Origin of the sequence: Nonomuraea sp. B10E15, from assembly GCF_039871615.1 — a bacterium.
Lineage (GTDB): Bacteria > Actinomycetota > Actinomycetes > Streptosporangiales > Streptosporangiaceae > Nonomuraea.
The window spans coordinates 238,570-261,316 of record NZ_JBDPMB010000004.1; the positions used below are offsets into that span (position 1 = coordinate 238,570).

A 22,747-nucleotide genomic window follows, 5' to 3' on the forward strand; every position below is an offset into this window, starting at 1 on the left:
CCGCCTGCCACCGTCCCGGCGCGCTGAGCTGCCCGGCGACCCGCGGGACTTCGCCGGTCACCCTTCTCGGGGCCAAACGACGCTGAAGGGCAGGGAATCTTGCATCTGGTAACCGGAATTGTTTTCCTCGGGATTTCTCTTTTCCCCCGAAACCCCGCAAGTCCCCTGAACAAGCGGCGCCGGACCTGTACACTCCACCAGAAACACGCACGAAACTACGTGTAACACGAATACAGCATCCGGCGTGTACGGCAAGGGCGGGGTTCGCGCCACCTACGGGACGATTCCAGCCCTGGAGAGAACGCGGATGGACCCACTGCACCTGACCACCAGCCGCCACGACGGCACGGTGACCGTCAGCGTCTCCGGCGAGCTCGACATCGCCACCGCCGAGGTGCTCCGCGGGCGGCTGGCCCGGCTGCTGCGGGAGGCCGGTGCCCGCAACGGCACGTTCAACCTGGTCGTCGAGGTGAGCGGCCTGTCCTTCATCGACGCGGCCGGGCTCGGCGCCCTCGTCTCCGTCCGGAATCAGGCCATGAGCCAGGACACCCCGCTGCGCGTCACGGGCGCACCGCCCCCCATGAGACGGCTCCTGCGCATCACCGGCCTGGACGCGCACCTCACATCACCTTGACGTGCCCCGGCCAAGAGGTCAGCCGGAGGGCCGCATGCCGTCGCAGACCACCTCCGCCATCCGCACCGTGCCGTGCCTGGACCGCGCCCTCCGCTCGGCGACCAGGCATCCTCTCAGCAGGTCGGCCACGTCCTGGCCGGTCAGGCCCGGGCGTACCGCGCCGACCCGCTGGGCCCTGGCCAGCAGACGGTCGATCGCGGCGGCGAAGTCGTCCTCCAGCGTGGAACCCGGCCGTAAGGCCGGCCGGGGGCCTCCTCCCAGCATGTCGCAGAGCGCCTGGTTGGCCGCGGCCTCATCGACGACCTTCGCGAACCAGCCGAAGAACGCCCTGCCCGGGTCTTCGGAGGTGGCCAGCCCGCGCGCGTCGGCCAGGAACCTCTCGATCCGCCCCAGCAGCACCGCCTCGAACAGCGCCTCCTCGGTGGGGAAGTGCCGGTAGACGGTGCCGACCCCGAATCCGGCCCGCCGGGCGATCTCGTCGAAGGAGATCGTCAGCCCGTCTCCGGCCAGGGCCTCCCGCGCGATCTGCAGCACCCGCTCCCGGTGGCGCCGGGCGTCGGCGCGCAGCGGCCGGGCCGAGTTGTGGTCGTCGCCCATCAGACCCGGCGTGAGGACTGCCGCGCGACCCCGCGGGGACGCCGTCTCCCTGGCGGAGTTCCTGTGCTCGCGACGGGCAGGGCCCGGGTGTCGCCGGTCTCGGCATGGGGACGCGAGAAGCCGCTCCCACCAGGCACTGGAGGAGTCACGAGGGGAACCTGCCTTCGACGCGGGGAGAGTCTCTCCACGCGGTCGGGCGCGAGCGGAGAGAGCCTCGCGATTCTAGCGGGCGGCCGCTCCGGCGGCGAGCCGGGCCCGGAACCACGACACCCGCCCCGTAGGGCGGGTGTCGCGGGCCGGGGCAACCATCCGGCGGGTCAGAGAGGGGGTCAGCAGCGCACCGGGGAGCGGGTGCCGCGGGCGCCGACGCGCTTGAGCCGGATGCGCTCCGGCGCTCGCACCGGCTCCAGCTCCACCCTGCGCGCGCCTTCCGGCACGTGCCGCGGGTCGTGCGTGATCATCAGCGTCGTACGCCCTGCCATGAGGCGCCGCAGCGGCTGCATGATCTGCGCGGCCGTCGCGGCGTCCAGCCCGGTCATGGGCTCGTCCAGCACCAGCACGGGCGCGTCGCGCAGGATGGCCCTGGCGATCGCGATCCGCTGCCGCTGCCCGCCGGACAGGAGCCGTCCCCGCTGCCCCACCGGCGTGTCGTAGCCCTGGGGCAGCACCTTGACGAAGTCGTGCACGCCCGCTGCCTCGGCGGCCCTGATGACCTCGTCGAGCGAGGCGCCGGGCCGCCCGTAGGCGATGTTGTCGCGGACCGACCCCGAGAACATCAGCGTCTCCTGGTGCAGGATCGTGACGTTCTCGCGCAGCGACCGGCGCGTCAGGCCCCGGATGTCGGCGCCGTCCAGCAGGATGCGTCCGGCGTCCGGGTCGTAGAAGCGCAGCAGCAGCTTGGCCAGCGTCGACTTGCCCGATCCGCTGGGCCCGGCGATGACGACGACGTCGCCCGGCTCGGCGGTGAACGACACGTCCCGCAGGACCGGCCGCCCTCGTCCCGGGTAGGCGAAGCCCACCCGCTCGAACGCGATCCGCCCGCTGCTCCTGCCCGCGGGCACGGCGTCGGGAGCGTCGGTGACGGTGGCCCCGGTCCGCAGGATCTCGATGACCCGGTCGGACCCGGCCGCCGCCTCGGACACCGTCAGGGCCAGCTCTCCCAGCCCTTGCACGGCCGGGTACAGCATGGCCAGGTAGGCGGCGAAGGCGAGCAGGCCGCCGATGGTCAGCCGGCCGGCGGCGATCTCCCACGCGCCGAACCCGAGGATGACGATCAGGCAGACGGTCTCGATGACCTGCACGGCGGGGCCGTACAGGCCGGACAGCCAGGCCTGCGTCATGTTGGCGCGCAGCCAGTTGCGGCCCTCCCCGTGCAGGCGCCGCGACTCCGCGCCCTGCCGGTTGTACGCCTGCACGAGCGGCTGGTTGGCCAGCCCTTCCTCCAGGACGCTGTTCATGACGCCGTTGCTCTGGCGCTCGCGCGCCGCGGCGATCCTGAACTTGGCGGCGAACACCTTGGAGACCACCAGGAACGCCGGGATCAGGGCCATCGTGATCAGCGCGAGGTCCCACCGGATGAAGAAGGCGGCTCCCGCGAAGAAGATCACGCTGGCGACCGTGGTGACGGCTTTGACCACACCCGATCCGACGAGTTCCTCGATGGCCTCGACGTCGTCGGTCAGGCGTGCCATCAGGTCGCCCAGCCGCCGCTTCTCCGAGAACTCCGGCGCGAGCGTCTGCAGGTGGGCGTAGACCCGGTCGCGCAACTTCAGCAGGAACCGTTCGGCGCCGAGCGCGGTGATGTACGTCCCGCCGAAGGACGCCGCACCCGCGATCGCGGCGAGGCCGAGCCAGGTGAATGCCGGAGTCCAGAAGGCCCCGAGTTCTTTGGTGGTGAGCACTTCATCGGTGATGTGACCGAACAGGCGGATCGCGGCGACCTCGCAGAGCGCGGCGACGATGGCGAGGACGACGCCGGCCGCGAATAGGCGGCGCAATCCGCGAGTGTCCGGCCAGAACTGGCGGAATGTCCGGCGAATGGAAATCGCCGGAGCGAGCTCTCGGCCGGAGACAGAGAATGAGAGCCGGCGGCTCAGCCGCCGGCTCTCAGCGGGGCGGTTTACCACCCCCAGCCCCACCAGCGGCGACGACGGCATCCGCCGCACCAGCGGCGACGACGCCGCCTACGGCATCCCCATCCGAGCTGGTGGCCGACCTGTGTGAACTGCGTGCTAGCCATGATTCCTCCCCCGTTGGCTAACTTGCACAAAACGGACACTAGCACCCGAATTGCGATATAGCACGGCATATTCGCCATTTAAAAGAGACTTGACCGGAGAATCCCGGCGAGAACGGCACTTCGCATCGCCGTTAAATCTCATGTAAACGGGATAATGTCCTAGGAGAAGTCAGGCGAACGTCAATGATGCTTCTGAGAACTGGTTCCAAGGAACAGGGGCGCCGATACTTTGGTTCGATGATCCGGCCGCCTCGACCTGCGATCGTCGAGGCATGGCAATCCTCGGTGTGCTCCTCATGATCCAGGGCTTCGGCGGCCTCATCGCCGACTTCGTCTTCGACCGTCACTTCGGCCTGCTGCACCTGGTGCTCGACGGCGCCGCGCTGACGGCCGCCAGCGTCGTCGCCGGCCTGCTCGGCCTGGCACTGACCGTGTTCGGCGGCCGCGCCGGGAAGTAGCCCGAAGAGGCAGCGCGAGCAACAGCCCGGAGAACCAGCCCGGGGAACCAGCGCTGCGGAGTACTCCCTGACGCCCGCGCGCGGCTCGTACGGGGCTCGCGCGCGGGCGGGTGCTCAGGTGAGCGAGGAGTAGGCCACCACGCCGCGCCGCATGGCGTCCATGGCCTTGACCGACGTCTGCTTGATCTTGCTGCCCTGCGGCGCGGCGCTCCCCAGCTGGCCGAGCAGGTCCATCAGCTGCTTGACCCACCGTACGAAGTCGCCAGCGGCCAGTTCGTTGCCGTTGACGCCCTCCAGGAGCACCGCGTCGAGGCTGTGCCCCTTGGCCCAGCGGAACGCCGCCCACGCGAAGCCCATGTCGGGCTCCCTGATCGTGGACAGCCCGTGGTCGGACTCGATGGCCTCCAGCTCGCCCCACAACCGCGTCATCGAGGTCAGGGCGTCCTGGGCCCGTCCCGCGGGGATCTTGGGCCTGCGGGCGTCGTCGGCCGCCCGCGACTCGAACACGAGGGCCGACACGCACGCCGCCAGCTCGCTCGGGTCGAGCTCCTCCCACAACCCCATCCGCAGGCATTCGGCGGTGAGGAGGTCGAGCTCGGTGTAGATGCGGCCCAGCCGGCGGCCCTCGTCGGTGACGGCCTCGCCGTCGAGGTAGCCCAGCTGTTCCAGCACCGTGCAGATGCGGTCGAACGTGCGGGAGATGACGTGGGAGCGGCCTTCGACCCGGCGGCGCAAGCCTTCGGTCTCGCGCAGCAGCTTGTGGTAGCGCTCGGCCCAGCGCGCGTGGTCTTCGCGCTCGTCGCAGCCGTGGCAGGGGTGTTGCCGGATGCGCCGGCGCAGCTCGTTGACCTCGTCGTCCTCCACCGCGTGGTCGCGGACCCTGGGCGGCTTGCCCAGATCCCGGTCGCCGATCTTGGCCAGCAGCGTGGAGACCAGGTTGGCGCGCTCCTTGGGCGAGCGCCCGTTGAAGTTCTTCGGGATGCGCAGCTTCTCCAGCGGCTCGACCGGCACGGGGAAGTCGGCCGGGTCGAGCTTCTTGACCTGCTTGCCGATGGTCAGCACCAGCGGGCTGGGCCCGGTGCCGGCGGCGCGGCCGCGCGGGTTGCGGCCGGGGTCGAGCACGATCGCCAGGCCCGCCCGGCGCCCGCCGGGCACCCGGATCACGTCGCCCGGCTGCAGCGCCTCCAGCGACCGCACGGCGGCGGCGCGGCGGGCGGCGCCGCGCTGCCGTGACAGCTCGGCCTCGCGGTCGGACAGGCGGCGGCGCAGCGCGGCGTATTCGGGGAAGTCGCCCAGGTGGCACGTCATGGCCTCCTGGTAGCCCTCCAGCGCCTCCTCGTGCTTGCGCAACTGCTTGGCCAGCCCCACGACCGCCCGGTCGGCCTGGAACTGCGCGAACGACTCCTCCAGCAGCGCACGGGCACGCTCTCTGCCGAACTGGCCGACGAGGTTGACCGCCATGTTGTAGGAGGGCTGGAAGCTGGAGCGCAGGGGGTAGGTGCGGGTGCCGGCCAGGCCCGCCACCGACAGCGGGTCCATGCCGGGCTGCCACAACACCACGGCGTGGCCCTCGACGTCGATGCCGCGCCGCCCGGCCCGCCCGGTGAGCTGGGTGTATTCGCCGGGGGTGAGGTCGGCGTGGGCCTCGCCGTTCCACTTGTCGAGCTTTTCGATCACCACGCTGCGGGCCGGCATGTTGATGCCCAGGGCCAGCGTCTCGGTGGCGAACACGGCCTTGACGAGCCCGCGCGTGAACAGCTCCTCCACGACCTCCTTGAAGGCCGGCAGCATGCCCGCGTGGTGCGCGGCCAGGCCCCGCTCCAGGCAGTCGCGCCACTCGAGGTAGCCGAGCACCGCGAGATCCTCGTCGGGCAGGTGGGCGGTGCGCTCGTCGACGAGCTGCCTGATCTCGTGCCGCTCGCGCTCGGTGGTGAGCCGGATGCCGGCGTACAGGCACTGCTGCACGGCCGCGTCGCAGCCGGCGCGGGAGAAGATGAACGTGATCGCCGGCAGCAGCCCCTCGGCGTCAAGCTTCTCGATCACCTGCACCCGGTCGGGCGGGCGGGAGCGCTGCGGCCTGCCGTAGCCGCGCCTGCCCCGGCCCGCGGTCAGCCGCTCGGCGTCGCGCGTCACCCGCATCAGCGTGGGGTTGATGCGGGGCGTCAGGTCGTCGCTGACGAACATGTCGTAGACGCGGTTGCCGACCATCATGTGCTGCCACAGCGGCACCGGGCGGTGCTCGTCGACGATCACCGTGGTGTCGCCGCGCACCTCTCCCAGCCACTCGCCGAACTCCTCGGCGTTGCTGACGGTCGCCGACAGCGCCACCAGCCGGACCGACTCGGGCAGGTGGATGATGACCTCTTCCCACACCGCGCCGCGGAAGCGGTCGGCGAGGTAGTGGACCTCGTCCATCACGGCGAACCCGAGCCCGGCCAGCGTCGCCGAGCCGGCGTAGAGCATGTTGCGCAGCACCTCGGTGGTCATGACCACGATGGGTGCCTCGCCGTTGACGCTGTTGTCGCCGGTCAGCAGGCCCACCTTGGCGGTGCCGTAGCGCTTGACCAGGTCGTTGTACTTCTGGTTGGACAGCGCCTTGATGGGGGTGGTGTAGAAGCACTTGAGGCCCTGCTCCAGCGCCAGATGGACGGCGAACTCGCCGACGACCGTCTTGCCCGACCCCGTGGGGGCCGCCACCAGGACGCCGTCACCGGCCTCCAGAGCCCGGCAGGCGTCCAGCTGGAAGTCGTCCAGCGCGAAGTCGTAGAGGCCTCGGAACGATCTGAGAGCGGCCCCGTCGTCTCCGTGCTTCTGACGGAAGGCCGCATAGCGTTCCGCTGGCGTTGTCATACCGGCCAGCCTACCGAAATCGCCATTCCGGTCCGTCCCGCCGGGCTTGCGGGGAGGGCGCGCGGGCGCCCGGACCAGGCGCCTTTACTATGTAGATTTCATACGAGAACGCGTAACGCCCCAGGCCGGACCTCGCAGTGCACCGGCACCGGCCCCACCCGTTCGCCGTCTGCGTAGGCGACCACATCCGGCGCCTCCAGCCGCACGCTGCGCACCCGCCGGATCGACACGGCACGATGAGCCACGTGCGTGCCCCGGTAGACGCTGGGGAAGACCCGCAGGAACTCGGCCTTCGGCACGGCTTCCAGCATCACCACGTCCAGCAGCCCGTCGTCGGGGCTGGCGTCCGGCGACACCCGCATCCCCGCGCCGTACGAACGCGTGTTGGCGACGGCCACCAGCATGGCCTCCCGCTCGATCACCTCGTCCTCGTCGAGCGTGACGCGGAACGGGATGGGCCGGAAAGACCGCAGCTCGTCCACCATCGCCACGACGTATCGCAGCATCCCCGGCGGCCAGGTGAGCCGGTTGGCGCGCTCGTTGACCCGCGAGTCGAACCCGCAGCACATCACCCCGGCGAACAACTCGTCCGCCGGCCCCGCCACGACGCGGGCGGCGTCGACGCGCCGCGCTCTCATCCGCAGCACGGTCCTGGCGGCGGCGACGGGGTTGCCGCACGGCACTCCGAGCGCCGCCGCGATGTCGTTGCCGGTGCCGGCGGGGATGATGCCGAGCGGCACGTCCGTACCGGCCACGGCCTGTACGGCGAGGTGCACCAGGCCGTCGCCGCCGAAGGCCACGAGCGCGTCCGGGCGCTCGGCGACGGCGGTGCAGGCACGGTCGAGGGCGTCGCCGGCGTCGTCGCCGACGATCACCGACAGCTCGGCCCCGCCGGCGCGCAGGCGGCGCGCCACCGGCTCCAGCAGGCGCAGGGTGCGACCGCCGCGCGCGGCGGGGTTGACGAGCAGGGCGAGTTGAGGGGACACGCCCGGAACTTATCGCCTATCGCCCGGAACCGGAATCCTCTTCGGCGCGGGTGGTGTCGGGACCGTCGTCGAGCGGCGTGTCGTCCGCCTCCAGCGGTGAGGCCTCGTCGTCGGACAGGTGCCCGAACTCGCTCGCCGGGTTGCGCTTCTCCCGCAGGTACATGAACAGCTCGGCCGCCGCGAACAGCACGATCATCGGCGCGGCCAGCGCCATCATGGTGATGGGGTCGCCGCCGGGCGTGACGACGGCGCCGAACACGAACATCAGGAAGATGACCAGCCGCCGGTGCTTGGCCACCGCCTCGTGGGACAGCACCCCGATGATGTTGAGGAACACCAGCAGCAGCGGCAGCTCGAACGACACCCCGAAGATCAGCAACATGATCAGGACGTAGTCGAGGTATTCGTCGATCGCGATGGTGGCGACCGAGCCGTCGACCGAGAAGCCCAGCAGGAAGCCGAGCGCGGTGTCCATGATGAAGTAGGAGAGCCCCGCGCCCAGCGCGAACAGCGGGATGGCCAGCGCCAGGAACAGCACCGTGTAACGCTTCTCGGTGCGGTAGAGGGCCGGGGTGACGAACGCCCAGATCTGGTAGAGCCAGGCCGGCGACGACAGCACCAGGCCGACCATCAGCGAGACCTTCAACGTCAGGAAGAACGACGAGAAGATGCCGTTGTAGGTCAGGCTGCACTCGCCCGTGAGCTGACGCGACTGGGCGGTCGAGCAGTAGGGCTCCTTGAGCACCGCCCACACCGGGTCGAAGACGATCCACCCGATGATCAGGCCCACCACGAGGGCGGCGAGCGCGATGAGCAGCCGGTTGCGCAGCTCGCGCAGGTGCTCCATGAGCGGCATCCGGCCTTCGGGATCGGGCTCAGGCTTGGGCCCCGACCGTTTCAGCAGCGCCATCACCAGTCCAGGGAGTGAGGAGGAGAGGGGTCAGGGGCGCTTGTCGGCCTGGGCGCTCGCACGCAGCTTGGCGGCCTGCTCCTCGAGCCGGCGGGCCTGCTCCTCGGCCGACGGCTCCGGCGCGGGGGCCGCGGCCTGAAGCTGCTGCGGCGCGGCCGGCTGCTGCTGCTGGGCCTCGGGCTGTGCCTGCACGACGGTCGGCTTGTCGTCGTCGTCATCGTTCATCTTGCTGGTCTCGGCCTTGAAGATGCGCAGGGACCGTCCGACGCCACGGGCGAGGTCCGGCAGCTTCTTGGCGCCGAAGAGCAGGACCAAGGCCACCAGGATCAGGATGATCTCCGGAGCTCCCAAGTTCATGTGACGTCCTTCATGGTTAACGAGTGCTGTCCTTCACGACCGATCGTACGCTGCCGGGGCCGCTGCCTCATCCCTTGGCGTCCTGTTTATCCCTGAATTGCTCATGAACCTGAGCGATCTCCCTGTTCAGGTCACGTGCGGCGGCCACGACCCGGGCGCCCGCGACCCCGAGCACGGCCAGCCCGGCCAGGCACAGCCCGGCGGCCAGGAGAATCCACGTCATGACCGGTGAGCGTACAACGCCAGGGCCCGCTCGGCCTCCTGGCGCACGGCCTCGGCCATCGCGGGCGGCGCGACGACCCTGCCGGTGTCGCCGAGGCGCAGCGCCAGCTTGAGGATCCAGTCCTGGTCGCGGGCGCGCAGCGCCACCCGCAGCCGCCCCTCGCCCAGCTCGGTGACCTGCTCGCACGGGTAGTACTCGGCGATCCACCGGCCGGCGGCGCTGACCTCCAGCTCGACCAGCTCGTCGGTGGGCGAGGGCCGGAAGACCCCCTGGGCGAGGTCGATGGGCTCGGCCTCGGCGGGCGGGTCGGCGGGCACGTCGAGGAGGTCGACGCCGAGCATCCGGTCGAGCCGGAACAGCCGCATCGCCTCGGCGCGGTAGCACCAGCCCTCCAGGTAGGCGCGGCCGTCGACGACCACGATCCGCATCGGGTCGACCTCGCGCGGCGTCACCTCGTCGCGGCCCGGCACGTAGTAGCGCAGCGACAGCCTGCGTCCCTTGGTGAGGCCCTCGCGCACGCGCGGCAGGGCGTCGGGGGCGGCCTCGACGTCGACGGCGACCTGGCTGCTGACGGTGGCCGCGCCCTCGCCGGCCGCCTGCTCCAGCTTGGCCATCACGCGGGGCAGCGCGTCTCCCGCGCCCTGCACGTCGGCCAGTTGCGGGGTCGCGGCCAGCATGCGCAGCGCGACCAGCAGCGCGCTGGCCTCGTCGATGCCCAGCCGCAGCGGCCTGGCGATCGTGTCGGCGTTGTCGATGAGGATCTCGCCGCCGTCCCAGGACACGTCGATGAGGTCGCCGGGGGTGTGACCGGGCAGCCCGCACATCCACACGAGCTGCAGGTCGTCGATGAGCTGCTTCTCGCTCAGCCCGAACACCGCGGCCACCTCGCCGACCTGCGCCCCGGGGTGGGACATCAGGTACGGCACCAGCGACAGCAGTCGCGGCAGCCGGTCGGCGGACCCGCTCATGCGAGCGCCCCTTTCAGTCGGCGGATGACGGCCTCGCGGGCGTCGGGGGGCTCGACGACCTCGACGTCGCCGCCGAGGCTGGCCATCCACCCGGCCAGCCGCTCGGGGTCGGAGAAGGTCAGCTCGGCGTCGTCCCACCCGTCCGCGCCGGTGTGCACGGCCCTGGCCAGCTGGCGAACCCCCTCGCACGTCCCCTGGCGCACGCGGACCACCGCGACCCGCTCGTCCGTCGCCTCGTCGGGGTAGCCGACCATGGACCGCACGTCGACGCCTTCCGGCACCTCGACCGCGCCCGGCTTGCCGACCGCCGCGACCTGCCCGGTGATGCGGCTGAGGCGGAAGGCGCGCGGGGCGTCCCTGCCGCGGTCGAACCCGGCGAGATACCAGCGGCCGCGCCTGCTGACCACGCCCCACGGCTCCACGGTGCGGGTGCGGACCTCCTCGCTGCCGGCGCCGCGGTAGTCGAAGCGCACCACCCGCCGGTCGCGTACGGCGTTCCACAACGCGGGGAAGGCGGGGTCGCGGGTGTCGACGCGCAGTTCCAGCGCTCCCCCGCCCATCGCCGCGCCGACGGGCTGGTCGGTGGCGACGCCGCCGGCGCGCAGCTTCAGCAGCGCCCCCGAGGCGGCCTCGGCCAGGCTGGCGCGCTGCCACACCTGGGCGGCCAGCCCCAGCACGGCGGCCTCGTCGGGTTCCAGGGTGATCTCGGGCAGCTCGTACGACTGCCGCTCGATCCGGTAGCCGGGCTCGTCCTCCCACGGGTCGCGCACCACGTCGATGGGGATGCCGAGCTCGCGCAGCTCGTTCTTGTCGCGCTCGAACATGCGCTGGAACGCCTCGTCGCCGTCGCGGTCGTAGCCGGGGACGGCGTGGCGGATCTGCTCGGCCGACAGCGGGCGCCGGGTGGCGAGCAGGCAGATCACCAGATTGAGCAACCGTTCTGTCTTCCGGCGCGACATCTGCCTCACTCCTCCTTCAATCGACGCTACCCTGCCCCCGTGATCAGATGGCGCAAGGGCGAGGTTGTCAGGATCCGACGCGAGTGGCCGGGAGCGGTGGAGCTGGATGTCGCCGTCCCCGAGGGGGAGTGCCGGGCGCTGGCGTATCCGCCGTTGGTCGGGCGCCCGGAACCCGGCGACGAGGTGCTGCTCAACACGACCGCGCTCGCGATGGGTCTCGGTACGGGAGGTTACGCCATGGTGGTGGCCGTCCCGAACCGTTTGCCGCAAGATCCTGACGGTCCCGGGCACCTGGTGAAGGCCCGGTACACACCGCTGCAGGCCACGGTGCTGGGCGCCGACGAGCAGGACTCCCCTCATCACGACCGGTTGCGGGAGGCCGACTCGCTGGACGGCATGCCGGTGATCGTGGCGGATCTGCACTCGGCGCTGCCGCCGATCCTGTGCGGCCTGTACGCCTCGGCCGCGCGATCCGGGATCCGCGTGGCGTACGTGATGCTGGACGGCGGCGCGCTGCCGGCGTGGTTCTCGATGGCGGCGGCCCGGCTGCGTGAGACCGGCTGGCTGGCGGGCGTGGTGACGGTCGGGCAGTCGTTCGGCGGTGACGTGGAGGCGGTCACCGTCCACACCGGGCTGCTGGCGGCCAGGCACGTGCTGGAGGCCGACCTGGCGATCGTCACGCAGGGGCCGGGCAACCTGGGCACGGGGACCCGGTGGGGCTTCTCGGGGGTGTCGGCGGGTGAGGCGGTGAACGCGGCGGGCGTGCTGCTGGGGCGGCCGGTGGCCGCGCTGCGGGTCAGCGAGGGCGACAAGCGCGAGCGCCACTACGGCGTCTCGCACCACTCGCTGACCGCCTACGGCCGGGTCGCCCTGTCGCCCGCCGACGTGCCGGTGCCCGAGTTGCCGGGCGCGTTCGGCGAGCGGGTCAGGGACCAGGCGGAGCTGCTGGCGGTGCGCCACCGCCTCGTCCCGGTGCCGGTGGACGGCCTGCACGAGGCGCTGCGCGGGTCTCCGGTGCGGTTGTCGACGATGGGCAGGGGCCTCGAGGAGGATCTGCCCTATTTCCTGGCCTCGGCGGCGGCCGGCAGGCTGGCGGCCTCGCTGCTGGCGTAGGAGTCCTTGAGGGTGAACGCCTCGGGGCTCGGCCCCTCGGCCTTGAGGCGTTCCAGCCGCCGCATGCCCTCAGCCAGCGGCGGGATGTGCCCTTCAGGGATCCACCACATGACGGTGTACGGCTCCGCCACGCGCAGGAACCACTCCCTGCGCCGGCGCAGCACGCCCAGGTGAGGGCTGCGGTAGACGTAGTTCCACAGCGCGTCGCGCGACTCCCACACCGAGAAGTTGACCAGCAGGTGGTCGCCGTAGTCGTGCACGACGGTGGCGGTGGGGTCGGTCTCGCTCTCCTTCAGCCGCCACACGAACCCCGGCGCCGCGTCGGCGATCGCGTTGACGGGTTCGAACAGGGCGATGAACTCGGCGAGTTCGGGGCTGTCGACGGGCGCGCGCAAGTGCGCGACGTTGAGCTGGGCCAGATGCATGCCGCTCAGCACATCACCCCTCCACCTTCTATGTCAATCTTCATTTGTTTTAGAAGCGGCGAAGGCCACGCAGCACTCCCCCGGCCGCGGGTCGAGCCGCGCCCTGCCCGGGTCGTCGCCCAGCCCTTCAAGCAGCCCCTGGCACAGGGCCAGGTTGACCGAGCACACCAGCAGCGGCTGCTCCTTCGCCAGCACGTGGAACGGGCAGTTGCGCAGCCGCAGCAGGCCGTCCTCCTCGTAGGGCTCGTAGCCGCGCTCGCCCAGCACCCGCTCCACCGGCTCTCCCCGGTGCCGCCCCGCCATCCTCGCGCCCGCGTCGCGCGCCGCCAGCTCGGCCTGCTCCTCGGCGCCGAGCAGGTCGACCACGCCGGCCAGGACGGAGGCGAGGGTCGTGTAGTCGCGCGGCGGCAGGCTCACCGACCGCTCGCCCCCGGCCCTGCGGTAGACCTTGGCGGGCCGGCCGCTGCCCGGCCCCTTCTTCTCCGGCCGCCGCAGGCCGCTCTCCAGCAGCCCGGCCTCGACCAGCCGGTCGAGGTGGTGGCCGGCGAGGGTCCTGGACACGCCCGCGGCCTCGGCCGCCTCTCCCCTCCCGACGTCGCCGCCGCTGCCCGCCACCACGTCGTACAGGCTGCGGCGTACGGGGTCGTGCAGCAGGGCCAGCGCGTCGAGGTCGTCGCTACTCACAGCGGGAGTCTACGAAAGCCTCCGGCCGGCCGGAGCGGGCCCCGGCGGGCCCCGGCGGCGTCAGTAGGCCGCGACGACGTCCACGACGAAGACGAGCGTGTCGGAGCCCTTGACGCCGTACGCGGGGTTGCCGGAGCGTCCGTACCCGTCGGAGGGCGGCACGATCATCACGACCCGGCTGCCGGTGGGGACGCCGACGAGCGCCCTGTCCCACGCCTTGATCAAGCTTCCGTCGCCGAGCTTGAACGCTCTGGGCCCGCCGGTCGTCCAGGTCGCGTCGAAGACGCGGCGCCGGCCCCAGATCGCGCCTTCGTACTGGGCGACCACGAGCTGCCCCGCCTGGGTCCTGCGCCCCTTGCCGCGGTGCAGCACCTTGGCCGCGAACCGGGCGGGCGGCGCGGTCGCCGGCACCGACAGCGCCGGCGGTCTGCCGTTCCTGGCGCCGCCGGAGACGCGCACGCCGGCCAGCGAGCCGCCGCGCGCCTCGATCGACACGCCCTTGGGGTGGGCGCCGAGGATGTCGACGACGTAGAGCAGCTCCTCGTCCGGCGCGATCCCCCGCGGCGGGTTGGCGCCGAAGCCGTCGCCCGGCGGGATGGCGGCGATCACCCTGCTGCCCACCCTGCGGCCCTGGAGAGCCCGCTCCAGCCCCGGCAGCAGCCGCCCCACCGGGAACGCGGCGGGGGTGCCCCGGGTGAAGCTGGAGTCGACCAGGCGGTTGTCCCTGCCGTTCCAGACGTGCGCGGTGTACTGGACGATCGCCACGTCGCCGGGGCGCAGCCGCTCGCCCTTGCCCGCGGCCGGCTCGTCGACCTGCAGCTCGTCCACCGGCTTGCCGGCGGGAAAGACGATCGTGGGCCGGGCGCCGAACGCGCCGTCCACCTTCAGCTCCGGGCCGTCCGCGGCCTCGCCCGTGCAACCGGCCGGCGCGAGCAGCGCCGCAAGCAGCAGCGCGACGATACGGCGACGCATAGGAGACCTCCCGCGTGGCCCAGGCGGGGGGCTGCCGGGGCCACGCGATGCTACCGCGCCGCCACGCCGCGGACCGGCAATCATGAGTAGTGCATGTTAAAATGAGGAATGCATGATTCCAACACGACAGCGAACCTGTTGGGCGCCACCGCGCTGGCCCTGACGGACGTGACGCTCGGCAACGTGACCCGCGCCGCCGGAGTGACCGCCCGGGCGGCTACGGCGCTGGTCACGCTGTCCGCCAGTCCCGGCCTCAGCGTGTCGGAGCTCGGCCGGCGCGTGGGACTCACGCAGTCGGCCGCCGCCAGGATGGTCGACACGCTCGAAGCCGACGGCCTGCTCAAGCGCTCACCGCACCCCTTCAACAGTCACTGGGTCACCGTCTCGCTCACGGAAACGGGCTGGGCCACGACCCAGCACATCCTGGGAGCCCGGGCGACCCCGCTCAGCGGCGTGCTCGAATGCCTCGACGAAGGAGAGCGGCAGACCCTGTCGTGCCTGCTCGTCAAGATCCTCACGCGGCTGTACGAGGACAACGGGAACGCCCAGTACATCTGCCGGCTCTGCGACCGGGGCGCGTGTGCCACGGAGCATTCGACCTGCCCGGTCGGTGAAGCCGAGCGCCAGGACCGGCGACAGCCGAACTGACAGCACCGCCCGGGACGCCCGGGGCAGCGGGCCGGCTGGGAGGGCCGTACGCCGCGGCTGCTGACATCCACCGGAAAAAAGTTCCGAGGGGATGTCGAGAACCCGCGCGCGGCTCCGTCCCCGCAGCGAACACCGGCCACAATGGGCCGTATCGCACGAAGGAGAACATGATGGCCAAATACCTGCTGCTCAAGCACTACCGTGGCGCGCCGGCAGCGGTCAACGACGTGCCGATGGAGCAGTGGACGCCGGAGGAACTCACGGCCCACGTGCAGTACATGCAGGACTTCGCCACCCGGCTGGAGAGCACCGGCGAGTACGTCGACGGCCAGGCGCTCTCCCCGGAGGGCACGTTCGTCCGCTACGACGGCGAGGGCCGGCCGCCGGTCACCGACGGCCCGTTCGCGGAGACCAAGGATCTGATCGCCGGCTGGATGGTGATCGACGTCGACACCTACGAGCGGGCGCTGGAGCTGGCCGGCGAGTTGTCCGCGGCACCGGGTGCGGGTGGCAAGCCGATCCACGAGTGGCTGGAGGTGCGCCCCTTCATGCACGAGGCCCCCACGGTGACCGAGTGAACGAGTCGCTGCTGCGGGAGCTGGTGCCCGCGGTGATCGGTGTCCTCGTCCGTCGCGGAGCGGACTTCGCGGCGGCCGAGGACGCCGTGCAGGACGCCCTCGTCGAGGCCGTGCGCGTGTGGCCGGACGACCCGCCGCGGGATCCCAAGGGCTGGCTGGTCACCGCGGCCTGGCACAAGTTCCTCGACGCCGCCCGCGCCGACACCTCCCGGAGGAACCGCGAGGTGCGCGCCGAGGGCGAGCCCCTGCCCGGCCAGGCCGAGGCGGTGGACGACACGCTCCGGCTGTACTTCCTGTGCGCGCACCCGTCCCTGACCCCGGCGTCGGCCGTCGCGCTGACCCTGCGCGCGGTCGGCGGCCTGACCACGCGGCAGATCGCGCAGGCCTACCTCGTGCCCGAGGCGACCATGGCCCAGCGGATCAGCAGGGCCAAGCGGACCGTCTCGTCCGTCCGGCTCGACCAGCCCGGTGACGTCGCCACGGTGCTGCGCGTGCTCTACCTCGTCTTCAACGAGGGCTACTCCGGCGACGTCGACCTGGCCGCAGAGGCGATCCGGCTCACCCGCCAGCTGGCGGCCAGGACCCGCCACGAGGAGGTCGCGGGCCTGCTCGCGCTCATGCTGCTCCACCACGCACGGCGCCCGGCGCGGACCGGCCCCGACGGCAGGCTCGTGCCCCTGGCCGAGCAGGACCGCGGCCTGTGGAACACCCGCCTGATCGCCGAGGGCGTCGACGTGCTCCAGGCGGCCCTCGCCCGCGACCGCCTGGGCGAGTACCAGGCCCAGGCCGCCATCGCCGCGCTGCACGCCGACGCCGGCACGGCCGAGGAGACCGACTGGGTGCAGATCGTCGAGTGGTACGACGAACTGCTGCGCCTCACCGGCAGCCCGGTGGCCCGCCTCAACCGGGCCGTAGCGGTCGGCGAGGCCGACGGCCCGCGGGCCGGCCTGGCCGCCCTGGCGGAGCTCGACCCCGCCCTGCCCCGCCACACCGCCGTCGCGGCGTACCTGCACGAGCGTGACGGTGACCCGGTCACCGCGGCCCGGCTCTACGCCGAGGCCGCCCGATCGGCGCTCAGCGTCCCCGAACGCGACCACCTCACGCGGCAGGCCGCACGGCTCAACGCACGGCTGCGCGCTTGAGCGGCGAGCGCTCATGGGTGCGCGGGCCGGCCGACCGGGCCGGATGACCGGGCCGGATGACCGGGCCGGCGCGCTCAGCCGGGGGCGCTGCGCGCCTCCAGGCGGTCGATCGCCTGGGTGCCGGCGTTGCCGCGCAGGCCCGCGGCGTAGTGCCAGCCGTCCAGCGCGCCCGGCAGGGTGAAGTCGACCCGGCCCTGGGTCGTGGCCGTCATGATCTGCGACCAGCCCCAGCCCCGCCCCCGGTCGACCCAGGTGCTGATCGTGTTGCCGTCCAGGACGTACGCCCAGCGGTCGCCGGGTTCGAGCGGCGCCGTGGAGCAGCAGGCGCTGGTGAGCCTGCCGTCGATCCTGATGTCGACGCCGTGCCGGCCCTTGATCCCGGTCCAGGCCATGACGTAGTTGCGCTCGTCCTTGACCAGCCCGTTGAACAGGGCGTCCTGCCCTTTCCCCGTGCCCGCCCATCTGCCGTGGTCGACGATCACCACGGCCCGGGAGCTCCGCGGCCCCGAGCCATGGGCGACCAGCCCGTAGTAGGCGCCGGGACCCTGCGCCCGCAGGCTGCCCGCGCCGAAGGTCAACCGCGGCAGCGCCTCGCCCGCCGACGGCTGGTGCACCGTGTAGCCGGCGCTGGAGTCGGTGTCGAAGGTGTCGTCCACGCCGGCCTCGGAGTAGGCGCCGGGGTCGAACGCCACCGTCGATCTGCTGATCACCTGGATCGCGTGCTCGCCCCAGCTCGCGGTGGCGGTGAAGTCCGCGGTCTGGCCGGTCAGCACGTCCGACTCCGCCCGCACGGTGTACGCGATGTGCCGGGCCTGGCCGGGCTTCAGCGAGCCGATCGTGTCCGGCTCGGCGGCGGTCGCGCTCCAGCCGCCGGGGGCCGACATCCGCACCCGCACGTTCCGGACCGTCCTGCCGGTGTCGTTGACCACGGAGACGATCGCCGTCCCGGTGCCGGATCCGGGCGCGATCGCGGCCGGGGCCTGGTACACCGAGAGCCGCGAGTCGACGGCCTTGAACCGCGGGCGTTCGTCGGGCACGGAGACCCTTCCGCCGGCCAGCGCGGGCGGCGTGCCGTGGCGGCCCGCGCGGGCGCCGAAGATCGACAACCCGCCGCCGTCGGAGGCGAAGCGCAGCGTGACGGTGCCCGCGTCGCCGAGTTGCCTCCCGGTGATCGGGACGGCGACGCGGTAGCCGTAGCGGTTGCCGAAGTCCCCCGCGAGGGAACCACGCGATCGACCGGCCAGCGCCGCCGGGCCGTGGGGATCGTCGGGCAGCTCGACCGGCGGCAGCGGGCTGCCGTTGACGGAAACGGTGAGGCGGGTGGGGTGGCGGCGCGCGCTGGTCTTGTTGTTGGGGTCGTACCAGCCGCGTGCCTGTGCGGAGGCGACCTCCGCGACCAGGGTCGCGCCGCGCGCCCCGCGCAGCTTCTCGGGCACCTTGACCTCGTACTCGAAGTAGCCGCGGCCGTGACCGGTGACCCGGTCCGATCCGCCGGTGGTGCTGGCCTGGGCCCCGCCGGTCCACTCCTGCGCCGTCACCTCGCCGGCGGGGAAGCCGGTCTCGCCGCCGGGGGAGTCAAAGGTGAGGTAGTTCTCGGCGAGGGTCCTGCCGCCGGCCTCGAGCCAGATCCACAGATGCCCGGCCCGCAGCCCGGCGGGTGCGGTGACCGACACGGTGCCGGCGTCGGTGACGGTGTACCGCGCGGGTGCGACCTCGCGCGAGCCGCCTCCGGCGTCGGCCATCCAGCGGCCCTCGTCGTCGTACCCGCCGATCTTCCAGCGCAGCTTCGCCCGGGAGAGGTCGTGGTCGCTGAAGTGGCTGACCCTGACCGGGACGTCGATCGTGCCGCCGCGTTCGACGGTCCGCGCCGACCTGCCCATCAAGGAGATCGCGTCGTCGGCCTGGAACATCTCGATGCCGCGGGCCCTGCCCCGGTGGTCGGTGAACTCCGGCTGGTTCGGCTGCCGGTCGAAGGTGACCGGGCTGTGGACCTCCTGCTCGGTCTCGGCCAGCTGCACGCCGACGTAGCCGTTGAGCTTGGGGTAGGCGCGGAAGAGGCTCGCCGTGTGGGGGAACTGCCCGCCCCTGATGGCGAACTCGGAGTTGAGCCAGGGTTGCCCGCTCTGTGCCCCGTCGTCGAAGTTCCAGGTGGAACCCGGCTTGACCTGGGCGTCGAACCCGTCGAGGAGCTTCTTCCACTCGTCGTACGTGGCCAGGTAGTAGTGCCAGTCGTTGAGGTCGGTGTCGAGGTGGCCGTTCTGGCAGCAGGCGGAGTTGTCGACGACCAGCCGGGACGGGTCGAGGTCGTGCGCGATCCGCACCATCCTGCGGACGTACGGGAACGCCTCCGCCGGGATCGGCTGCTGCCACGGATCCTTGTTGATCCCCCACGACTCGTTGAAGATCGTCCAGATCACGATCGACGGGTGGTTGTGATCGCGCTGGAACGTGGTGCGCAGCAGCCCTTCGAAGAGCCGTTCCGCCTCCTCTCCCAGGGAGTGCCAGCCCGCGTTGGGCAGGTCGTACCAGATCATCAGCCCGAGCCTGTCCGCCCAGTGGTAGTAGGCAGGTTCGTTGACCTTGAGGTGGTTCCTGATGACGTTGAAGCCGAGCTTCTTGGCGTTCTTCAGGTCGAGCAGGATCGATCCGCGGCCCGGCTCGGCCTCGCTGCCGGTGCGCAGGTCGGGGCCGGCGGTGACCCCGGTGTAGGTGTACAGGCCCCACGGGTTGTAGCCCTGGTCGAGGACGCCGCGCACGTAGATCGGCCGGTTGTTGAGGTGGATGTACTGGTACTCGCCGGTGTGGCCGGGGGCCCACTTGCGGTCGATCGTCCGCAGCCCGAAGGCCGTCCTGACGCCGTCGTCGTCTCCCAGCCGGACGTCGGCGGTGTACAGCGCCGGGTCGTCCGGCTCCCACAGGCGCGGGCGCTCGATCGGGATCCGCGCCGTGCCCCGGCCGCCGTCCAGCGGCACGGTGGCGGTGCCGACGACCTTGCCGCGCGGGTCCTTCACCCGTACGGTCGCGCTGTCCGCCGCGCCGTCGGCCGCGAGGTCGATCTTCGCGGCGGCCGCGGACGGCGTGCGCGACTCCCCCTCGAAGGTCAGCTCGGGGGTGATCCTGGTCCCGGTGAGCCGGGCGCCGTCGTAGGGTTCGATCCACACCGACTGCCAGATGCCGCCGACGTCGGTGAACCAGCCGGTGTTCTCGCCGTCGGGGACGCCCGTCTGCTTGCCCATCGGGTAGGGCGAGCCGGGTGTCGTCGGGGGCGCGACCACCCGGATCGTCAGCGTGTGGGTCGAGCCGGGAGCCAGCGCGCCCAGCCCCGCGCTGATCTCGGTGTAGCCGTCGCCGGAGTAGGGCAGCACCGGCTCGCCGTCGAGCCAGACCGCCGCGCCCCAGTCGGCGGCCCCGATGCGGAGCCTGGTCTCCCGGCCGGAGAAGTCCTCGGGGACGGTGAAGGAGCGCCGGTACCACACCGTTCCGCGGTAGGAGGAGAAGGCGCTGCGGAAGATCTCCTTGGTCGCCAGCGTCTCCTCACCCCAGGCCGCCATCGACTGGTAGCCGAACGGCACCCGGATCGCCTTGCCGAACGTGTGCCCGGGGTCGAACCAGCGCTCCCGCTCCCCGGCGTCGCCGGGGTCGAAGTCGAACGACCAGGTGCCGTTCAGCGACATCCATGCGCCGCCGGTGAACGGGCGCCGGTCGGCGTCGGGACGCGGATATTCCGCCCTGGCCGGCGCGGTGTCGCGCTCGAGCTCGAGCGTGACCGTACGGGCCGTGGTCGTGGAGGCGAAGGCGTACCCCTCCTTGGCCGCGACCACGAGGGCGCTGCCGTCCGGCACGCCGGTCAGGGTGAAGGCGCCGTCCCTCGCGGTCGTGGCGAACGCCTCCGACCTGGAGGCGTGCACGGTGGCGCCTTCGACCGGCGCGCCGCCGCGGGCCTCCACCACCCGGCCGCGCACGTCGATCGTCCTCCCCGCCGGGGCTCCGGCGGCCGGGCCGCCCCCTGGGCCCGGGTCCGGCTCGGCGAGGGCCGGGATCCCCGGGCACAGCAGCGCCAGAACGCTGATCAGGGCGACGGCCAGGTTCCGGCGTGTCGTCGCGGCCGGGGCCCGCACGCCCCGCCCGCCTGTGGCTCCAGACATCGAGGTCACCGATCTACATGGTGGGTGAAGAGGAGGACGTGGAGGCCCGCTCGATGGCGGCCGGGCGTCGCTGCGCCGCGCGGATCCGCGAGACGTCCAGCTTGCTCGTGCGGTCGAAGCGGTAGACGCCGTTCTGTTCCTGGAAGACGTCCGTGAGCTGGGTGTAGCAGTAGCCGAACATCAGGGGGTCGTCCAGCAGGACCCCGACCAGCCCGGCGAAGCGCCGCTGGAGCTCCTCCTCGCTCGTGGGCCGTTCGCCGTACCCCCAGGAGCTCTCCCCGGGACGCACGTCCGGGTTCCACCAGATGCCCCCGAACTCGCTGCAGAAGTACGGCTGCCCGCGGTACGGCACCGACCAGGCCGTGCCGTCGCGGCCGGCGTTGACGTACGGCTCCCCCTCGGCCAGGCCGGCCATGAGCTTGCCGAACACCTCGGGATCCTGCTCGTAGCAGTGCGAGTCGTAGACGTCGGCGCCGGGAACCCGGTGCGCGTAGCCGGACGCGTCGAGCACCGGGCGGGTGGGGTCGGCCGCCTTGGTGGCGAGGTACATGCCCAGGGTGACGTCGTCGAGGACGGTGATCCGGTCGTGCAGCCGCTGCCAGGTCTCGTTGAGCGGGCACCACCCGACGATGCTCGGGTGGGAGTAGTCGCGCTCGACCGCCTCCAGCCACTGCGTCACGAACGTCGCGGTGGGCTGCTGGTTGTCGCCGGCCGGCCCGCCGGTGTTCGCTCCCCAGTCGCCGAACTCGCCCCAGACCAGGAAGCCCGCCCGGTCGGCGTGGTACAGGTAGCGCTCCTCGAACACCTTCTGGTGCAGCCGGGCGCCGTTGAATCCCGCGGCCACGGCCAGCTCGATGTCGCGGCGCAGGGCCTCGTCCGTCGGCGCGGTCATGAGGCCGTCGGGATAGTAGCCCTGGTCGAGCACGAGCCGCTGGAAGCACGCCTGGCCGTTGAGCAGGACGGCGTGCCCGTCGATGGCGACCGAGCGCAGCCCGGCGTAACTCGCCGCGGTGTCGACCACGGCGCCGTCGCCGTCGAGCAGGTCGATGCGCAGGTCGTACAGGTGCGGGTCCTCGGGGCGCCACAGGCGTACCCGGTCGTCCGGCAGCGCCAGCCACACCTCGGCGGACAGGTCGAGGTCGGCGCGCGCCCGCGCCTGCGCGAGCTCGCCCGCCTGGTCCGACACCGTCACCCGCACCTCGTGCCCGGCGCGGTTGGCCGACAGCGGCACCGTGACCCGGAACGCGGACGCGGCGACGTTGGGCGTGATCCGCGGCCGGCCGAGGTGCGGGCCGGGCACGGGCTCGCACCACACCGTCTGCCAGATGCCGGTGGTGCGTCCGTAGCGCGCTCCGCGCCCCTCGTAGGTGGTCGCCTGCTTGCCGCGCGCCTGCGGCCCGGTGCGGGGATCGCGGGCGCGCACGACCACGGTGTACGTGCGCGCCGGATCGGCCGCGGCGGCCAGGTCGCAGGTGAACGGGGTGAACCCGCCCCGGTGCCGGCCGGCTTCGACGCCGTCGACCCACACCGTGGCGTCGTGGTCCACCGCCTGGAAGTGCAGCAGCACCCGCTGCCCCGCCCACTCCTCCGGCACCTCGACGGTGCGGCGGTACCAGACGGCCGGGTGGAAGTCGGGGTCGCCGACGCCGGACAGCGGCGCCTCCGGGCAGAACGGCACGACGATCTCGCCGGCCAGGTCGCGGTCGAGCAGCCCGCGCTCCAGCCCGGAATCGCCGGGGTCCCTCTCGAACTGCCAGGTTCCGTTGAGGCACTGCCATGCGGCGCGGACGAACTGGGGGCGGGGATACTCCGGGCGGGGAACCACGGGGCTCTCAGGCACGATGCTCACTTTCTCGATG

The 22,747-nt window shown here is 72.2% G+C and carries 20 protein-coding genes; 6 read left to right on the forward strand and 14 right to left on the reverse strand.

The genetic code is table 11. The features are described 5' to 3' along the window. Window positions 1–307: 307 nt before the first annotated feature. On the forward strand, window positions 308–634 hold the full coding sequence (locus ABGB14_RS16735) for an STAS domain-containing protein (protein WP_347644574.1): 327 nt from the start codon (window positions 308–310) through the stop codon (window positions 632–634). A gap of 18 nt (window positions 635–652) precedes the next feature. Here the strand turns inward: ABGB14_RS16735 and ABGB14_RS16740 are convergent, their stop codons facing one another. Together ABGB14_RS16740 and ABGB14_RS16745 are read right to left on the reverse strand one after the other, a co-directional pair. Beyond that, window positions 653–1,231, reverse strand: a complete 579-nt coding sequence (locus tag ABGB14_RS16740) for a TetR/AcrR family transcriptional regulator (RefSeq protein ID WP_347644575.1) — start codon at window positions 1,229–1,231, stop codon at window positions 653–655. A gap of 329 nt (window positions 1,232–1,560) precedes the next feature. Next, window positions 1,561–3,228: an ABC transporter ATP-binding protein gene (locus tag ABGB14_RS16745; RefSeq protein ID WP_347644576.1), complete on the reverse strand. Its 1,668-nt coding sequence runs from the start codon at window positions 3,226–3,228 to the stop codon at window positions 1,561–1,563. A gap of 514 nt (window positions 3,229–3,742) precedes the next feature. On the opposite strand from ABGB14_RS16745, the gene ABGB14_RS16750 reads away from it, so the two are divergent. Beyond that, a complete protein-coding gene (locus tag ABGB14_RS16750; RefSeq protein ID WP_347644577.1) occupies window positions 3,743–3,928 on the forward strand; it encodes a hypothetical protein in 186 nt (61 codons plus the stop codon). 114 nt (window positions 3,929–4,042) lie between these two features. On the opposite strand, the gene ABGB14_RS16755 is transcribed toward ABGB14_RS16750, so the two are convergent. From ABGB14_RS16755 to ABGB14_RS16785, 7 genes are all read right to left on the reverse strand, one after another. Continuing rightward, window positions 4,043–6,778, reverse strand: a complete 2,736-nt coding sequence (locus ABGB14_RS16755; protein ID WP_347644578.1) for a DEAD/DEAH box helicase — start codon at window positions 6,776–6,778, stop codon at window positions 4,043–4,045. A gap of 98 nt (window positions 6,779–6,876) precedes the next feature. Further along, complete coding sequence (locus ABGB14_RS16760; RefSeq protein ID WP_347644579.1) at window positions 6,877–7,764, reverse strand: YegS/Rv2252/BmrU family lipid kinase; 888 nt, start codon at window positions 7,762–7,764, stop codon at window positions 6,877–6,879. 16 nt (window positions 7,765–7,780) lie between these two features. Continuing rightward, a complete protein-coding gene (tatC, locus tag ABGB14_RS16765) occupies window positions 7,781–8,674 on the reverse strand; it encodes a twin-arginine translocase subunit TatC (protein ID WP_347644580.1) in 894 nt (297 codons plus the stop codon). A 30-nt stretch (window positions 8,675–8,704) separates the two neighbouring features. Continuing rightward, entirely contained in the window at window positions 8,705–9,031 is a 327-nt protein-coding gene (gene tatA, locus ABGB14_RS16770; RefSeq protein ID WP_347644581.1) for a Sec-independent protein translocase subunit TatA, read from the reverse strand. 67 nt (window positions 9,032–9,098) lie between these two features. Beyond that, on the reverse strand, window positions 9,099–9,254 hold the full coding sequence (locus ABGB14_RS16775; RefSeq protein ID WP_347622110.1) for a hypothetical protein: 156 nt from the start codon (window positions 9,252–9,254) through the stop codon (window positions 9,099–9,101). Further along, window positions 9,251–10,222: a WYL domain-containing protein gene (locus tag ABGB14_RS16780; protein ID WP_347644582.1), complete on the reverse strand. Its 972-nt coding sequence runs from the start codon at window positions 10,220–10,222 to the stop codon at window positions 9,251–9,253. Before ABGB14_RS16780 ends, ABGB14_RS16775 begins: the two co-directional genes overlap by 4 nt. Further along, window positions 10,219–11,181 (reverse strand): WYL domain-containing protein, encoded by a 963-nt coding sequence (locus tag ABGB14_RS16785; RefSeq protein WP_347644583.1) that lies wholly within the window; start codon window positions 11,179–11,181, stop codon window positions 10,219–10,221. The genes ABGB14_RS16780 and ABGB14_RS16785 overlap by 4 nt, the downstream gene beginning before the upstream one ends. 39 nt (window positions 11,182–11,220) lie before the next feature. Between ABGB14_RS16785 and ABGB14_RS16790 the strand changes: the two genes are divergently transcribed. Continuing rightward, on the forward strand, window positions 11,221–12,294 hold the full coding sequence (locus tag ABGB14_RS16790) for a DUF3866 family protein (protein ID WP_347644584.1): 1,074 nt from the start codon (window positions 11,221–11,223) through the stop codon (window positions 12,292–12,294). Here the strand turns inward: ABGB14_RS16790 and ABGB14_RS16795 are convergent. The 3 genes from ABGB14_RS16795 to ABGB14_RS16805 are packed head-to-tail and all read right to left on the reverse strand — an operon-like array spanning window position 12,240 to window position 14,375. Further along, entirely contained in the window at window positions 12,240–12,728 is a 489-nt protein-coding gene (locus ABGB14_RS16795) for a DUF3291 domain-containing protein (RefSeq protein WP_347644785.1), read from the reverse strand. The two genes, ABGB14_RS16790 and ABGB14_RS16795, sit on opposite strands and share 55 nt — an antisense overlap. Before the next feature lie 24 nt (window positions 12,729–12,752). Then, window positions 12,753–13,403 carry a transcriptional regulator gene (locus tag ABGB14_RS16800; protein ID WP_347644585.1) on the reverse strand — a complete coding sequence of 217 codons (651 nt, stop codon included), beginning with the start codon at window positions 13,401–13,403 and terminating at the stop codon, window positions 12,753–12,755. Between the two features lie 60 nt (window positions 13,404–13,463). Continuing rightward, a complete protein-coding gene (locus ABGB14_RS16805) occupies window positions 13,464–14,375 on the reverse strand; it encodes an FKBP-type peptidyl-prolyl cis-trans isomerase (RefSeq protein ID WP_347644586.1) in 912 nt (303 codons plus the stop codon). Between the two features lie 108 nt (window positions 14,376–14,483). On the opposite strand from ABGB14_RS16805, the gene ABGB14_RS16810 reads away from it, so the two are divergent. From ABGB14_RS16810 to ABGB14_RS16820, 3 genes are all read left to right on the forward strand, one after another. Next, complete coding sequence (locus tag ABGB14_RS16810; protein WP_347644587.1) at window positions 14,484–15,023, forward strand: MarR family transcriptional regulator; 540 nt, start codon at window positions 14,484–14,486, stop codon at window positions 15,021–15,023. 170 nt (window positions 15,024–15,193) lie between these two features. Continuing rightward, complete coding sequence (locus ABGB14_RS16815; protein ID WP_347644786.1) at window positions 15,194–15,601, forward strand: YciI family protein; 408 nt, start codon at window positions 15,194–15,196, stop codon at window positions 15,599–15,601. Further along, window positions 15,598–16,743 (forward strand): DUF6596 domain-containing protein, encoded by a 1,146-nt coding sequence (locus ABGB14_RS16820; RefSeq protein WP_347644588.1) that lies wholly within the window; start codon window positions 15,598–15,600, stop codon window positions 16,741–16,743. The genes ABGB14_RS16815 and ABGB14_RS16820 overlap by 4 nt, the downstream gene beginning before the upstream one ends. 74 nt (window positions 16,744–16,817) lie before the next feature. Here ABGB14_RS16820 and ABGB14_RS16825 read toward each other — a convergent pair whose 3' ends face one another. Beyond that, window positions 16,818–20,888: a glycoside hydrolase family 2 TIM barrel-domain containing protein gene (locus ABGB14_RS16825; RefSeq protein ID WP_347644589.1), complete on the reverse strand. Its 4,071-nt coding sequence runs from the start codon at window positions 20,886–20,888 to the stop codon at window positions 16,818–16,820. Window positions 20,889–20,901: 13 nt separating this feature from the next. Next, complete coding sequence (locus ABGB14_RS16830) at window positions 20,902–22,737, reverse strand: sugar-binding domain-containing protein (protein ID WP_347644590.1); 1,836 nt, start codon at window positions 22,735–22,737, stop codon at window positions 20,902–20,904. Window positions 22,738–22,747 lie beyond the last annotated feature (10 nt).

Bases quoted from the DNA above. Each gene is read 5' to 3' on its own strand.
- ABGB14_RS16735 (WP_347644574.1), top strand. From the start codon at position 308: ATGGACCCACTGCACCTGACCACCAGCCGCCACGACGGCACGGTGACC.
- ABGB14_RS16740 (WP_347644575.1), bottom strand. From the start codon at position 1,231: ATGGGCGACGACCACAACTCGGCCCGGCCGCTGCGCGCCGACGCCCGG.
- ABGB14_RS16750 (WP_347644577.1), top strand. From the start codon at position 3,743: ATGGCAATCCTCGGTGTGCTCCTCATGATCCAGGGCTTCGGCGGCCTC.
- ABGB14_RS16755 (WP_347644578.1), bottom strand. From the start codon at position 6,778: ATGACAACGCCAGCGGAACGCTATGCGGCCTTCCGTCAGAAGCACGGA.
- tatC (WP_347644580.1), bottom strand. From the start codon at position 8,674: ATGGCGCTGCTGAAACGGTCGGGGCCCAAGCCTGAGCCCGATCCCGAA.
- tatA (WP_347644581.1), bottom strand. From the start codon at position 9,031: ATGAACTTGGGAGCTCCGGAGATCATCCTGATCCTGGTGGCCTTGGTC.
- ABGB14_RS16775 (WP_347622110.1), bottom strand. From the start codon at position 9,254: ATGACGTGGATTCTCCTGGCCGCCGGGCTGTGCCTGGCCGGGCTGGCC.
- ABGB14_RS16780 (WP_347644582.1), bottom strand. From the start codon at position 10,222: ATGAGCGGGTCCGCCGACCGGCTGCCGCGACTGCTGTCGCTGGTGCCG.
- ABGB14_RS16785 (WP_347644583.1), bottom strand. From the start codon at position 11,181: ATGTCGCGCCGGAAGACAGAACGGTTGCTCAATCTGGTGATCTGCCTG.
- ABGB14_RS16805 (WP_347644586.1), bottom strand. From the start codon at position 14,375: ATGCGTCGCCGTATCGTCGCGCTGCTGCTTGCGGCGCTGCTCGCGCCG.
- ABGB14_RS16810 (WP_347644587.1), top strand. From the start codon at position 14,484: ATGCATGATTCCAACACGACAGCGAACCTGTTGGGCGCCACCGCGCTG.
- ABGB14_RS16815 (WP_347644786.1), top strand. From the start codon at position 15,194: ATGGCCAAATACCTGCTGCTCAAGCACTACCGTGGCGCGCCGGCAGCG.
- ABGB14_RS16825 (WP_347644589.1), bottom strand. From the start codon at position 20,888: ATGTCTGGAGCCACAGGCGGGCGGGGCGTGCGGGCCCCGGCCGCGACG.